At 72.2% G+C, this 13,286-nt stretch carries 18 protein-coding genes; 10 read left to right on the top strand and 8 right to left on the bottom strand.

The features are described from left to right. The first annotated feature begins 26 nt into the window (after positions 1-26). Both FF100_RS10995 and trhA read left to right on the top strand, forming a co-directional pair. Complete coding sequence (locus FF100_RS10995) at positions 27-1,121, top strand: COX15/CtaA family protein (RefSeq protein WP_139035774.1); 1,095 nt, start codon at positions 27-29, stop codon at positions 1,119-1,121. An 87-nt stretch (positions 1,122-1,208) separates the two neighbouring features. Then, on the top strand, positions 1,209-1,934 hold the full coding sequence (gene trhA / locus FF100_RS10990; RefSeq protein ID WP_139035773.1) for a PAQR family membrane homeostasis protein TrhA: 726 nt from the start codon (positions 1,209-1,211) through the stop codon (positions 1,932-1,934). Positions 1,935-2,175: 241 nt separating this feature from the next. Here trhA and FF100_RS10985 read toward each other — a convergent pair whose 3' ends face one another. After that, entirely contained in the window at positions 2,176-2,424 is a 249-nt protein-coding gene (locus FF100_RS10985; RefSeq protein ID WP_109959306.1) for a hypothetical protein, read from the bottom strand. A 199-nt stretch (positions 2,425-2,623) separates the two neighbouring features. Here FF100_RS10985 and FF100_RS10980 point away from each other — a divergent pair, with 199 nt between their 5' ends. After that, positions 2,624-2,839, top strand: coding sequence for a hypothetical protein (locus FF100_RS10980; RefSeq protein WP_109959307.1), 216 nt, complete (start codon positions 2,624-2,626; stop codon positions 2,837-2,839). 33 nt (positions 2,840-2,872) lie between these two features. On the opposite strand, the gene FF100_RS10975 is transcribed toward FF100_RS10980, so the two are convergent. Then, positions 2,873-3,364, bottom strand: coding sequence for a DUF192 domain-containing protein (locus FF100_RS10975; RefSeq protein ID WP_139035772.1), 492 nt, complete (start codon positions 3,362-3,364; stop codon positions 2,873-2,875). Between the two features lie 90 nt (positions 3,365-3,454). Beyond that, the gene (locus tag FF100_RS10970; RefSeq protein WP_139035771.1) at positions 3,455-4,081 is read right to left on the bottom strand and encodes a cold-shock protein; all 627 of its coding nucleotides are present in this window, start codon (positions 4,079-4,081) and stop codon (positions 3,455-3,457) included. Between the two features lie 347 nt (positions 4,082-4,428). Between FF100_RS10970 and FF100_RS10965 the strand changes: the two genes are divergently transcribed. Next, positions 4,429-5,424, top strand: a complete 996-nt coding sequence (locus tag FF100_RS10965) for an acetyltransferase domain-containing protein (protein WP_139035770.1) — start codon at positions 4,429-4,431, stop codon at positions 5,422-5,424. Between the two features lie 15 nt (positions 5,425-5,439). Here the strand turns inward: FF100_RS10965 and efp are convergent, their stop codons facing one another. After that, a complete protein-coding gene (efp, locus tag FF100_RS10960; RefSeq protein ID WP_139035769.1) occupies positions 5,440-6,009 on the bottom strand; it encodes an elongation factor P in 570 nt (189 codons plus the stop codon). 157 nt (positions 6,010-6,166) lie between these two features. Here efp and epmA point away from each other — a divergent pair, with 157 nt between their 5' ends. The 5 genes from epmA (at position 6,167) to FF100_RS10935 (ending at position 10,885) form a co-directional block, all read left to right on the top strand. Beyond that, the gene (gene epmA / locus FF100_RS10955) at positions 6,167-7,249 is read left to right on the top strand and encodes an EF-P lysine aminoacylase EpmA (RefSeq protein ID WP_139035768.1); all 1,083 of its coding nucleotides are present in this window, start codon (positions 6,167-6,169) and stop codon (positions 7,247-7,249) included. Then, positions 7,246-8,343, top strand: a complete 1,098-nt coding sequence (locus FF100_RS10950) for a lysine-2,3-aminomutase-like protein (protein WP_139035767.1) — start codon at positions 7,246-7,248, stop codon at positions 8,341-8,343. The genes epmA and FF100_RS10950 overlap by 4 nt, the downstream gene beginning before the upstream one ends. After that, positions 8,319-8,936: a glutathione S-transferase family protein gene (locus tag FF100_RS10945; protein WP_139035766.1), complete on the top strand. Its 618-nt coding sequence runs from the start codon at positions 8,319-8,321 to the stop codon at positions 8,934-8,936. Before FF100_RS10950 ends, FF100_RS10945 begins: the two co-directional genes overlap by 25 nt. 430 nt (positions 8,937-9,366) lie before the next feature. Then, positions 9,367-10,071 (top strand): ribonuclease activity regulator RraA, encoded by a 705-nt coding sequence (locus FF100_RS10940; RefSeq protein ID WP_139035765.1) that lies wholly within the window; start codon positions 9,367-9,369, stop codon positions 10,069-10,071. 25 nt (positions 10,072-10,096) lie between these two features. After that, positions 10,097-10,885 (top strand): YdcF family protein, encoded by a 789-nt coding sequence (locus tag FF100_RS10935; protein WP_139035764.1) that lies wholly within the window; start codon positions 10,097-10,099, stop codon positions 10,883-10,885. 33 nt (positions 10,886-10,918) lie between these two features. On the opposite strand, the gene FF100_RS10930 is transcribed toward FF100_RS10935, so the two are convergent. From FF100_RS10930 to FF100_RS10915, 4 genes are all read right to left on the bottom strand, one after another. Beyond that, positions 10,919-11,182, bottom strand: a complete 264-nt coding sequence (locus tag FF100_RS10930) for a DUF3253 domain-containing protein (protein ID WP_139035763.1) — start codon at positions 11,180-11,182, stop codon at positions 10,919-10,921. Beyond that, complete coding sequence (locus tag FF100_RS10925) at positions 11,172-11,879, bottom strand: DUF599 domain-containing protein (protein WP_139035762.1); 708 nt, start codon at positions 11,877-11,879, stop codon at positions 11,172-11,174. The genes FF100_RS10930 and FF100_RS10925 overlap by 11 nt, the downstream gene beginning before the upstream one ends. Positions 11,880-11,890: 11 nt before the next feature. Further along, on the bottom strand, positions 11,891-12,184 hold the full coding sequence (locus FF100_RS10920) for an acylphosphatase (RefSeq protein ID WP_139035761.1): 294 nt from the start codon (positions 12,182-12,184) through the stop codon (positions 11,891-11,893). Between the two features lie 81 nt (positions 12,185-12,265). Next, positions 12,266-12,676 (bottom strand): hypothetical protein, encoded by a 411-nt coding sequence (locus FF100_RS10915; RefSeq protein ID WP_139035760.1) that lies wholly within the window; start codon positions 12,674-12,676, stop codon positions 12,266-12,268. A 269-nt stretch (positions 12,677-12,945) separates the two neighbouring features. Between FF100_RS10915 and FF100_RS10910 the strand changes: the two genes are divergently transcribed. Further along, the gene (locus FF100_RS10910; protein ID WP_139035759.1) at positions 12,946-13,272 is read left to right on the top strand and encodes a hypothetical protein; all 327 of its coding nucleotides are present in this window, start codon (positions 12,946-12,948) and stop codon (positions 13,270-13,272) included. Positions 13,273-13,286: the final 14 nt, after the last annotated feature.

Here is a 13,286-nt window from a genome sequence, read left to right as displayed (position 1 = left end):
GGCATCCCCGCCGGTAAGCCGGCCCCATGAGCAGCACGTCCTCGATCAGCCTCGCCCCTTCCGCGGTCCCGGCGGCCGCCGCGCCCCGGTCCCGCCGCGCCGTGCGGACCTGGCTCTTCGTCATGGCCGCCCTGGTGGTGGCGATGGTGGCGGTCGGGGGCACGACCCGGCTCACCGGGTCCGGCCTGTCGATCACCGAGTGGAAGCCGGTGACCGGCGCGATCCCGCCGCTCTCCGGCACGGCCTGGGCCGAGGAATTCGCCAAGTACCAGGCGACGCCGCAATACAAGCTCATCAACCAGGGCATGAGCCTGTCGGAGTTCCAGTTCATCTATGCCTGGGAATGGGGCCACCGGCTGCTCGGGCGGCTGCTCGGCCTCGCGTTCTTCCTGCCGCTCCTGGTCTTCTGGTGGCGCGGCCAGCTCGACCGGCGCCTGTCGCTCAGCCTGCTCGGCCTCGGCCTCCTCGGCGGCCTGCAGGGAACGGTCGGCTGGATCATGGTCGCCTCCGGCCTGCAGCCGGGCATGACCGCGGTGGCGCCGATCAAGCTCACCCTGCACCTGACGCTGGCGAGCGCGATCTATGCCGGCCTCGTCTGGCTCGCCTCCGGCCTCGACCGGCGGCGCGACGAGGCGGTGCCGGCGCGCATCTCCGGCACGGCCCTGGCCATGATGGCCCTGGTGCTGGTGCAGGTCGCGCTCGGCGGCCTCGTCGCCGGCTCGAAGGCGGGGCTGACCTACAACACCTGGCCGCTGATGGATGGCAGCCTCGTCCCCGCAGGCCTGTTCGCCGGCACGCCCTGGATCGAGAACTTCGTCGACAACGTCGCCCTGGTGCAGTTCAACCACCGGCTGACCGCCTACGCGCTGCTCGCCCTCGCCATCGTCCATGCCGCCGATGCGCGCCGCACCGTGCCGGGCACCGGCGCGGCGCGCCGGGCCACCGCGCTCGCCGGCCTCGTCGTCGCGCAGGCGACGCTCGGAATCGTCACGCTGCTCCTCGCCGTGCCGTTCTGGGCCGGCCTCGCCCACCAGGTCGCCGCGATGGTGGTGCTCGGCATGGCGACCGCCCATGCCCGGCTCTGCCGCGCCCCCGCGCCGGCGGTCCTCCGGACGGTGTGAGCCCGCGGGCGTTCGTCCCACGTTCATGCACCCACCTTAACCTTGGTCAACCGGGAGGCGACTCCCAGCCCCGAGAGCGGAGGTTCGATGTCTGCGCAGGAGCAAACCCTGGATGCATCCTCGGCCACCGCGGCGCGGCTGGCGCCGGACGGCCGTCCCCTGGATCTCGTCTGGACCTACACGCCGCGCGAGATGCTCGCCGACGGCGTCGTCCACGTGGTCGGCGTGAGCCTGGGCGTGATCGGCGCCCTGGCGCTGACGATCAGCGCCGCCCTCTCGAACCTCGACCCGTCCGAGAAGGTCGCGGTGGGCGTCTACGCCGCCGGCCTCGTGGCGATGCTCGGCACGTCGGCAGCCTACAACATGTGCCCGATCGGCCGGTTGAAATGGCGCCTGCGCCGGGCCGACCACGCCACCATCTTCCTGATGATCGCCGGCACCTACACGCCGCTGGTCACGCTCGTCGGCACCGACGGGTTCGCCTTCGGGCTGCTTGCCGGAATCTGGCTCGTGGCAGTGGCGGGCGCCGCCGTGAAGCTGACGCTGCCGGGACGCTTCGACCGGCTGGCGATCGCTCTCTACCTGGCGCTGGCCTGGAGCGGCATCATGGCCTACGAATCGGTCATCGCCGCCCTGTCGCCGCCGGCCCTGTGGCTGCTGTTCGCCGGCGGCCTGCTCTACTCGTTCGGGGTGATCTTCCACGTCTGGCGGCAATTGCCGTTCCAGAACGCGATCTGGCACACCTTCGTGCTGGCGGCGGCGGCCTGCCATTACGGCGCGGTATTCAGGAGCGTGCTCGACGTGGGGGCGTGAGGGAGGATGTTCCGCACCGGCCAGCGAGGGACCCGGGGTCGAGCAGCCCCCGACGATACGAGCCTCCGAGCCATCCCGGGGCCGGGCGGCGGCGTCCGGGATTCAGACGCGCCGAACGTTCGGGATAGATCAGGTGGCGCTCCGCGCCATCTGGCACCGCCTGCGGTTCTGGATTCCGGGTCCGCTGCGCGGCCCCGGAATGACACGGAGCGTGGCAGCTCCCTCAGCGCAGACGGGTCACTCAGAACGGCGTGTAATCCCCGCCATCCGTGATCGTATCGAGCGCCCGCTCGATCGACGTCACCGCGTCCAGCACCATCTGCACCGTGCGCTCGGTCTCCCCCCGCGGCCGGCCGAGGAAGGCCGCGCGGGCGCCGATATCGTGCAGCTGCTCGGCGATCGTCACCAGGTCGGAGACGACCGACGCGGTGGCGCGGGCGGCGGCATCGGGCGCCGGACGCGGGCGCAGCAGGGGAACGACGTTGCTCATCGGCCCGGACTGTCGCGCAAAGCTCCCGACTCCGCCAGCCGGAGAATCGCAGCCCTCCACACATTCCACGGAACGCGGCACGGCGGGCACAGGGGGCGGGTTTGCGGCGCCTCCGGGCGGGGGCGCCTTGACGGGCCGGCGGGAGCCGGGCACCCCGGCAGCCTCGTCAGCGCCAGAAGCCCTCAGTCAGGACCGATCCATGCGTTTCCTTCGTGTCGCCGCGGCGCTCACCCTCGCGGGCCTCGCCGCCGCCTGCACCAGCGCCGGCGACCCGCGCGGCTCCGGCCTCGCCGAGACCTTCGACACCAAGAACTACGTGCGCTCCAACGACACCAACGGGACGCAGCGCCGCCCCGACGTGAACCGCGCCTTCACCCAGCCGTCGATCCCCAGCATCTCGAATCGCGGCTTCTGAGATCCCTCCGGCGGCGTGAGCCGCCGGGGGCCGTCAGCGCCCGCGGAACAGCGGGTGCTCGACCTTGTCGCCCGGATGCAGCCCGAGGCGCGCGGCGGTGCCGGCATTGAGCTCGAGCACGCCCAGCACCGGCTCGCCCGATTCGATGGTGCGGGTCGAGAGTGGCTCGGTATCCTGGGCGATGCGCGCCACCGTGCCGTTCGGCCGGATGAACAGCATGTCGAGCGGCAGGTAGGTGTTCTTCATCCACATCGCCACCGGGGCGTTGCGCTCGAAATCGAACAGCATGCCACGGTCCGGCGCCATGGCGCGGCGGAACATCAGCCCCTGAGACCGGCCGGCATCGTCGCGCATCACCTCGACCTGGAAGGTATGGCGGCCGGAGCGCGAGGCGATCGTCAGCGGCTCGAACGGGCCGTCGGCGAAAGCCGCCGACGGCGCCAGCGCCGTCAGGATCAGGAAAGTGAGCGCGGCGAGGAGCCGGCGCGGCGAGGCGGCGAGTGGCCGTGCGAAGCGGAGCGACATGAAGCGTGAGCTAGCGCATTGTCCGGCGAAAGGGATGGGGTCTCGCCGCCGGAAACACAGGCGAATCGAAAATGTGACCGGCCCCGTCGCTCAGTGCGAGGAGGGCGGTCCGGCTTCGGTGAGCAGGCGCACCTCGGCCGCCATCAGGCCCTTCGAACCGTCGCCGTAGCGCACCATGACGTGCTCGCCGGGCTTGAGCTCGGCGATGCCGTAGCGCCGCAAGGTCTCCATGTGGACGAAGATGTCCGGCGTACCGTCGCCCCGGCTCAGGAAGCCGAAGCCGCGCAGGCGGTTGAACCACTTGACGACCGCGGTCTCGAGCCCGCTCGTCGGCACCACGGTGACGTGGGTGCGCGGCATCGGCAGCTCGGCCGGGTGGGTCGCCGTCGTCTGATCGAGGGAGATCACCCGGAAAGCCTGCCAGCCTCGCGTGCGCTGCACCGCCTCGACCACGATCCGGGCGCCCTCGCTGGCGCTCTGGTAGCCGTCGCGGCGCAGGCAGGTGACGTGCAGCAGCACGTCGGCCGCGCCGCTATCCGGGACGATGAAGCCGAAGCCCTTGGCGACGTCGAACCACTTGATCCGGCCGCTGACCTCGACGAGTTCGGTCGGGCGCTCCGCCGCGGCGTCGAGCCCGGACCGGGTGTCGCGCGCGCTCTCCCCGAACGCGCCCACCAGCCGTTCCCCGGCCGGGGCTGAACCGAACTCGTCCGACATCGTAAGCAACCCACTCGAATCGCGTCGCGCGCTTCACCGCCAGATTAACAAAGTCATGACTCCGGGGAAGCCCAAATCCGCCGAGTTGAAACTTCCGACGGGTGATGTCCCGCACCGAATTCGCCTCCGGGCCGCGCATTTTGCAATCCGGGGAGGCAGGCTTCGGGGGTGCCGCGCGCAAGTTGAGGCACCGGCGCGGGGGCCACGGCGGTGGCTGCGCGTTTTCGCCGCAGGGGCGGGCAGCAAGGCCGGCCTCGGCTATGAGGGCGCTGCGGGAGGCCTGACGAAGAGGTCTGTCCGAGAGACTTGCCCGCGACCGATTCCGGAGAGCCGCGATTCAGACCCCGATGCCCCGCGCGACGCCGATCCGCCGCCTCGCGCTCGTCGATCTCGCCCGCAGCGTGGCGCTCGCCGCCATGGCCCTTTACCATTTCACCTGGGACCTCGGCTTCCTGCGGCTGACGCCGGAGAACGCCGCCCTGTCGCCCCTCGGGCGGGCGGCGGCGCACGGCATCGCGGGCAGCTTCCTGGTCCTGGTCGGGGTGAGTCTCGTGCTGGCGAGAGGAGGCCAGTCAGGCACAGGCCCGTTATGGGGCCGGGGCGGCTGGCGGCCCTACCTGACGCGGCTCGGGCGCATCGCCCTGGCGGCGGGGGCGATCTCCCTCGCGACCCTGTGGCTGTTTCCCGGCGCCTGGATCTTCTTCGGCATCCTGCACTGCATCGCCCTGTCGAGCGTGCTGGCCCTGCCGGCGCTGACGGCCCCCCTGCCGGTGGTCGGGCTCAGCGCCGCCCTGGTGCTCGCCGGTCCCGCGCTCGCCGCGCTGGCGGGCGCGCCGGCTCTCCTCGACGCGCCGGGCCTGCTGTTCCTCGGACTCGGCACGGTGGTGCCGGCGTCGAACGACTACGTGCCGCTCTGCCCCTGGTTCGGCTTCGTGCTGGCGGGGGTGGGTCTCGGCCGGATCGGGCTCGGGCGGCTCGCGGCCTCGCGGATCGGGGCCTGGGCGCCGCGCAACGCCCCGGCGCGGCTCGCGACGGCGGCCGGGCGGCACAGCCTCGCGGTCTACCTCGTGCACCAGCCGCTGCTGCTCGGGCTGCTCTACGGGATCGCGGCGCTCACCGGGCCGCATCCGCGGGCGGGGGAGGCATCGTTCCTGCGCGAGTACCGGGCGAACTGCGCCGAGGCCGGCGGCAATGCGGCAGTCTGCCGGGTGGCGGCGCGCTGCGTGCTGGTGCGGCTGCGGGGCGACGGCCTGTGGCGGGCCGGCGACGGCTACACGGCGGAGGAGCAGGCCCGGGCCATCGTGGCGTCCCGGACTTGCTTCAAACAGGCGGGCGGGGACTGACCCCGCCCGACCGCATCAATCCTTGGCGCGCTCGACGTAGGAGGCGTCGGCGGTCATGATGACGATGCGAGTGCCGGTGCCGATATGCGGCGGCACCAGGGTGCGCACGCCGTTCGAGAGCGTGGCGGGCTTGTAGGACGAGGACGCGGTCTGGCCCTTGGTCACCGGCTCGGTGTCGGTCACCTCGAGGGTGACGCGCTGGGGCAGCTCGAGCGCCAGCGGCACGCCGTTATGGGTCGAGAGCATCACCGCCATGCCCTCCTGCAGGTAGGGGGCCTGGTCGCCGACCACGTCCTCCGGCACCGCGAGCTGCTCGTAGGATTCCGGGTTCATGAAGTGGAACCCCTCGCCGTCGCTGTACAGGAAGGTGTGCTCCCGGTCCTCGACATAGGCGCGCTCGACCTGCTCGGTGGTGCGGTAGCGCTCCGAGACCTTCACCCCGTCGGTGATCCGGCGCATGTCGAGCTGTGTGACCGGGGTGCCCTTGCCGGGATGGATGTTCTCGGCGGAGAGAATCACGTAGAGCCGGCCGTCCTTGTCGACGACGTTGCCTTTGCGGAGAGAGCTGGCGATGACCTTCGGCACGGGGCGAATCCTGAATGGGAAGCGTTGACAGAGAGCGGCGGCGTCCGCCAAGCCGCGCAGGTTCGGGCGCCGCGCCGGCAGAGGATGCCTTCCGGCCCGCCCTATCGCATCTCAGGCGCGACCGCCAGTCGCCCGCCACCCGATCGATGTCCGCACGATGACCTCCGCCTCGCCCTGGTGGGCCCCCCACGTCCATGCCGACCGCCGGCCGCGGCTGATGGCGCGCAACCGCGTCGTCGCGCGCTTGCGGGCCTGGTTCGCGGAGCGGGACTTCGTCGAGGTCGCGGCGAGCGCCCTCCAGGTCTCGCCCGGCAACGAGGCGCATCTCTCGGCCTTCGCCACCACGGCGATCGGGCCGGACGGGGTGCCGCACCCGCTCTACCTCCACACCTCGCCGGAATTCGCCTGCAAGAAGCTGCTGGCGGCGGGCGAGACGCGGCTGTTCAGCCTCGGCCCCGTCTATCGCAACCGCGAGCGCGGGGCGCTGCACCAGCCGGAATTCACCATGCTCGAATGGTACCGGGCGGGAGAGACCTACGACAGCCTGATGGGCGACTGCGCCGATGTCCTGAGCCTCGCCGCCGAGACAACCGGCGCGACGCGCTTCGTCTGGCGCGGGATCGAGGCCGACCCGTTCGCCGAGCCCGAGCGGCTCACCGTGGCGGAGGCGTTCCGGCGCCATGCCGGCATCGACCTCCTGGCGACGGTGCAGCCGGACGCGGCCACCGACCGGGAGGCGCTCGCCGCCGCGCTTCACCAGGCCGGCATCCGCACCGCCCCCGACGACACCTGGGCCGACCTGTTCAGCCGGGTCATGGTCGAGCGGGTCGAACCGGCTTTGGGCCGCGGCCGGGCGACGATCCTGTGCGAGTACCCGATCCCCGAAGCGGCTCTCGCCCGGCCGAGCCCCGCCGATCCGCGGGTGGCGGAGCGGTTCGAGCTCTATGCTTGCGGCGTCGAGCTCGCCAATGCCTTCGGGGAGCTGACCGACGCCGCCGAGCAGCGCCGGCGCTTCTCGGCCGAGATGGACGAGAAGGAGCGCGTCTACGGCGAGCGCTACCCCCTCGACGAGGATTTCCTGGCGGCCCTGGCGCAGATGCCGGAGGCGAGCGGCATCGCGCTCGGCTTCGACCGGCTGGCGATGCTGGCGACCGGTGCGCGCCGGGTCGACGAGGTGATGTGGACGCCCGTCGCCGAATATCCCCGCGCCGACCATGCCCAGGCCGGGTCGCGCCGGTGAGCGGGGCGATCCGCAGCGCGGGCGGGCTCGCGGATCGCGGTCTGGTGCCGGCGGAGCGGCTGCCGGCGCTCGAACGGGTGGCGGCGCGCTACGCCGTGTCGATCACGCCGGAAATGGCCGAGCTGATCGCCGACCCGGATGACGGCATCGGCCGCCAGTTCGTGCCGCGGGCCGAGGAGCTGATCACCGCCCCGGAGGAGCGGGCCGACCCGATCGGCGACGAGACCCATTCGCCCGTCCCCGGCATCGTCCACCGCTACCCCGACCGGGTGCTCCTGAAGCCGCTCCACGTCTGCCCGGTCTATTGCCGCTTCTGCTTCCGCCGCGAGGTGGTGGGGCCGGAGGGGCAGGGCAGCCTCACCGAGGCGGAGCTGGATGCGGCGCTCGCCTACATCGCTGCCCGGCCGGAGATCTGGGAGGTGGTGGTCACCGGCGGCGATCCCCTGGTGCTGTCGCCCCGGCGCCTCGGCCGCATCGCCGCCGCTCTCCGGGACATCCCGCATGTCCGGGTGCTGCGGCTGCATACCCGCGTGCCGGTGGTCGATCCGGCCCGGATCGATGATGGTTTGGTCGCGGCGCTGAAGCGCTTCGCCGGCGCGGTGTTCGTGGCGCTCCACGCCAACCACCCGCGGGAATTCACCGAGGCCGCCCGGGCGGCCATCGCGCGGCTGATCGATGCCGGGATTCCGATGGTGAGCCAGTCGGTGCTGCTCGCCGGGATCAACGACGATCCCGACACGCTCGCCGCCCTGATGCGCGCCTTCGTCGAGAACCGGATCAAGCCCTATTACCTGCATCACGGCGACCTCGCCCCCGGCACCGGCCACCTGCGCACCACGCTCGATCACGGCCAGGCGCTGATGCGGTCCTTGCGCGGCCGGGTCTCGGGGCTGGCGCAGCCGACCTACATCCTCGACATCCCGGGCGGCTACGGCAAGGTGCCGGTCGGCCCCGGCTACCTGACCGGCGGCCCGGCGGGCTGGACCGTCGCCGACCCGACCGGCCGGATCCACGCCTATCCGCCCGAGATCGCGGGCGGGACCACGAACAAGACCGAGGAGGACACGCCATGCGCAGGCTCTGGGGACGGCTGAGCTCCGTCAACGTGCAGAAGGCGGTGTGGGGCCTGGAGGAGCTGGGACTGCCTTACGAGCGGGTCGAGGCCGGCGGCGCCTTCGGGCGGGTGCATGATCCGGATTACGTTGCGATGAACCCCAACAGCCTCGTGCCGGTGATGGAGGAGGACGGGTTCGTCCTGTGGGAATCGAACGCGATCCTGCGCTACCTCGCCCGCGGCCACGGCGCGGGAGCGCTGTGGCCGGAGGATCCCCGCGAGGCGGCGCAGGTCGACCAGTGGCTCGACTGGCAGGCGACCCGCTTCACGCCGTCGACCCGGGACGCGTTCTGGCAGACCGTGCGCACGCCGCCGGAGCAGCGCGACCGGGCCGTGATCGACCGCTCGGTCGCGGCGTCCGAGGATTGCGCCGCGCTTCTCGACGCGCATCTGATGGGGCGTCCCTACATGGTCGGCGACCGTTTCACCGCCGCCGACATCGCGGTGGGGGCCGCCGCCCATCGCTGGCTCCTCCTCGACGTGCCGCGCGTCGAGCGGCCGGCGATGCGGGCTTGGTACGAGCGCCTGCGGACGCGGCCGGCCGCCGCCTCGGCGCTGCCGCCGCTGAGCTGAGCCATACGAAAAATCGGCGGTCCCATTCCGGCGAGCGGTCGTCGGCTGACGCAGCCACGGCAGTATCCGACACCGAAATCCTTGTTCTTCCCCCATCGTTGAAGAATGAAGCGCACCTCCCTCTCCCATGTGGGAGAGGGGCCGGGGGCTGAGGGTGACACGCATCCGTGTAAAGCGCTGAGCCTCGTGCTGGCGGCGTAACGGCTCAGCTATACGCGGCACCGGAGCACCCGCACCCCTCCCCCTCTCCCACGCGGGAGAGGGGATCCCGCGACTTGCTGTCATCGATGCGTCGTCTTTCAGGAGAATACGGCAGCAGGTGCCGCGCGGCCGGATCGCTCCATCCGGGCCATGCGCCCATGGCGTGGCCGCCCCGCCCCGGATCGGCTAGGTCTCGTCGCGTTCCCGTCCCCACGCCCCCGAAGGCCCGATGCCGCTCGACAAGACGCTCCTCGACGCCCTGCAGGCCGTCACCACCGCCACCCTCACCACGGTGCTCCTGAAGAAGGGCATCCGCCGCTGCTGGATGCGCGGGCCGATGCCGCGCTTCGCCGCCGGCCAGCGGATCGTCGGCCCGGCCTTCACCCTCCGCTTCGTGCCGGCCCGCGAGGACCTGGCGACGCCGGAATCCTGGTCGAGCCCGACCTCGACCCGCGCGGCGATCGAGGCGATGCCCGAGGGCTGCATCGCGGTGGTCGACGCGATGGGGGTGCAGGATGCCGGCATCTTCGGCGACATCCTGTGCGCCCGGATGAAGAAGCGCGGCGTCGCCGCCCTGATCACCGACGGCGTCGTGCGCGACGGCGAGGGCGTCGAGGGCACCGGCCTGCCGGTCTGGTGCTCGGGCGTCGCGGCGCCGGCCTCGGTGTCGGGCCTGACCTTCGTCGGCTGGGGCGAGCCGGTCGGCTGCGGCGGCGTCGCGGTCTATCCCGACGACATCGTGGTGGCGGACGGCGACGGCGCGGTGCTGATCCCGGCGGCCTTGGCCGAGGAGGTGGCGCTCGCCGCGGTCGAGCAGGAGCGCCTGGAGCTCTGGATCATGCGCGAGGTCGACAAGGGGCTGCCCCTGCCGGGCCTCTATCCGCCGAACGCCGAGACCCGCGCCCGCTACGAAGCCGAGACCAACAAGGCCTGACCATCGTCCGGCCGGGACGGTCCCGGTGTTCTTCGTGCTCTCGAAGGTGCTGTGGTTCCTCACGGCACCGTCGAACCTGCTCCTGCTCCTGGTTCTCGCCGGAGCAGGAATCGCGCTTCGGTGGCGGCGCCTCGGCCTCGGGCTGGTCGCCGCCGCCGCCCTCGTCCTCCTCGTCGGAGGGGTCTCGCCGCTGGCCTCCCTGGTCTTCGGCCCGCTCGAGAACCGATTCCCGGAGTTTCGCGACGACGGGGCGCCGGTCACCGGCATCGTGGTGCTCGGCGGCGCGGTCGAGACCGGGCTGTCGGCCGCCCGCCACCAGCTCGTCGTCAACGATGCCGGCGAGCGCATGATCGCGCTCGGCGACCTCGCGCGGCGCTTCCCGCAGGCGGTCGTGGTCTTCTCCGGCGGCTCGGGCCGGCTCACCGGCGACGGCGCCGTCTCCGAATCCGCGATCACGCGCCGCCACGCCGCGTCGCTCGGCGTCTCGCCGGAGCGGATCACCTACGAGGACCGGTCCCGCAACACCCACGAGAACGCCGCCTTCAGCGCCGCGCTGGCCAGGCCAAAGCCCGGCGAGCGCTGGCTCCTCGTCACCTCGGCCTGGCACATGCCGCGGGCGATGGGGTGCTTCCGGAAGGCCGGTTTCACGGTCACCGCCTACCCGGTCGATTACCGCACCGGCCCCGGCGCCCTAGGGCTCCATTCGACGGCCGGCGATGGCTTGTTCGAGCTGGACGTCGCGGTGCGCGAATGGCTCGGCCTCGCGGCGTACCGGGCGTCGGGCTACACCGCGGCGGTGTTTCCCGGGCCGTGACCGCGACAGCGTTTTCCGGCGACGTGAAGCGCTCTAGCGCGGCAACGACAGCCGGTAGATCCCGCGGAAATCGTCCGGATCCTCCACCGGCTTGCCCTTGCGCAGGATGGCGATGCGGCCCTCCTTCATCAGGCGCACCGCCTGGCGGCGGACCGGCTGCATCAGCGGGCCCCAGCCGTCCGGATGGGGGCCGCCGAGCGCCCGGGCGACCTCGGAGGGGCAGACGGTCTTCTCGGCGCCGCGCTCGGCGACGAGACGCATCAGGGTGAGTTCGAGCTCGTAATCGCTAGGGATCATCGTGGTCCTGCAGGGCCCGGCGGGCGTCGGAGGCGAATTGGCGCTGCCACATCACGGTCAGCACCATCGCGGTGGTGACGAACAGCACGTAGGCGCTGACGAACCACCCGAGATACGCGAGCGCGAAGAAGAACGCACGCTGGCCGCGGTTGAAGTGGCCGCCCGCCACCACGTTCATGGCCGCGGCCCGCCGCGCCGCCCGCGCGATCGCCACCGGATCGCCGCCCCGCGGCGGCACCGCGCCGATCAGGATGGCGCCGTAATTGAACAGCCGGTACGCCCAGGCGAACTTGAAGAAGGCGTAGACGAAGATCAGGGCGAGGCCCGCCACCTTGATCTCCCACACCGCCCGGGTCATCGGCGCGCCGAAGGGCAGGGTGGAGAACAGCGTCAGGGCATCGTCGGCGGAGCGCGACAGGGTCAGCGCGCTCCCCAGGGCGATCAGCGCCGTGGAGGCGAAGAAGGCGGTGCCGTTCTGCAGCGAGGCGTTGATGGTGGTGTCGACCACCCGGTTCTCGCGCACGATCTGCTGGTCGGCCCAGGCGTGGCGGTACCGGTTCATCATGCCGTTGAGGCTGCGCTTGCCGCCCGACAGGTGCTCGACCGCGTAGGCATAGCCCCACCAGGCCGTCAGGAAGCCGATGATGGCGGCGAGGTCGACGAGCGAGAAGCTGCTCAGGCCCAGATCCGGGTGCATGCCGGGTCCCGTCAGGCGGTCGGCAGGATCTGCACGCCGCGCGCGCCGGGGACCGGGCCCGGCGCGTCCTCGCTGACGGCGAGATCCTCCACCCGGGCGCCGGGCGGACCCTGGCGGCAGGCCTCGATCATCGCCGCCACGGCTTCGGCCGGGCCGGCGAGGCAGGCCTCGACGCTGCCGTCCGGCCGGTTGCGCACGGTGCCGGTGAGGCCCCTCGCCTCGGCGACGCCCTTGGTCCAGGCCCGGTAGCCGACGCCCTGGACCCGGCCCCGGACGATGATTCCCACGCTGCGGTGCCCGCTCACGACCGCCCGCTCCCCGAATGGTGTCCGATCGGGCGGGATCTAGAGCATTTCCTCGCGGCAAGGGAGGGGAGAAGAGACGACTCAGGCGCTCGCGGCGACGAGCGGGCGGATCGCGGCGACCGGGCGCGGCACCGGGGCGCGCAGGCGCACGAGATCGGCGAGCGGCACGAAGGCGTCCGGCGCGGCGCCGCCGACCCGGGTGCCGAAGCCGAGGGCGAAGGAGAGGGTGAGCTTGCGGTCGGGCGCGATGCCGAAGGCCTCCAGCGCGGCCACGAACGCCTCGCGGAAGCTGCGCACGCCGCACCAGCTCTTCTCCGACAGGTGCAGCGGCCATTCCCAGTAGCCGTCCGGCCGCCGGGCGTTCAGGGCATCGCGGTCGATGAAGTAGCCGGTCTCCCGGTGCTCGAGCCCGTCCGCGTGGAGGCGCCAGTCCCGGTTCTCGAACAGCGGGGCAGCCTCGGCCGCGACGTCGTCCAGGCGGGTGGTCTCCATGCCGGTCTCCCCAGGTTCCGCCACGACGCCGCGCCGCCTCCCGGACCGGCTCATCGCGTGGAACATTACCGGAACACTGGGCTGATTTGCACAGGCCGTCAACAGGTTTCGACGGAACTTTCTCGGGCGCCGCCGCGGTTGCCAAAGCCGGGCCCGGATGCCACCTCACGATCATCGATCCGGCGCAGGAGCGCGCATCGGTGCGCCGGCGCCCGTCCGGGCTTGCCGCGATTGCGGGCGCGGGCTCGTGACAGACGATGAGGAGCGAGATGGAGCGCAGCCGCAAGGGTCAAGAGTCCGGTTCGCGCGAGCCCGGGTCCGACGGCGAGGCGCTCAAGCGCCTCGAGGCGCTGCAGCCGGCCTATGAACGCCTGCGCGCCGACCGGATCCGGGCCGAGAGCGACGTCGAGCGCCTGACCGCCGAGCTGGCCGCCGCCCGGGCCCAGGCCCGCGAGGAGCTCGGCACCGACGACGAGGCCGAGATCCGCCGGATGATCGAGGAGGCACGCGCCGAGAATGCCCGCCGGGTCGAGGCCTTCGCGCAATCCCTGCGGGCGGTGCAGGACCGGCTCGCCGCCCTCGATGCGGCCCGCTGAGCAGCCCGTGACGG

The organism is Methylobacterium terricola (assembly GCF_006151805.1).
Lineage (GTDB): Bacteria > Pseudomonadota > Alphaproteobacteria > Rhizobiales > Beijerinckiaceae > Methylobacterium > Methylobacterium terricola.
This window is presented reverse-complemented; position numbering and strand designations above follow the sequence as displayed.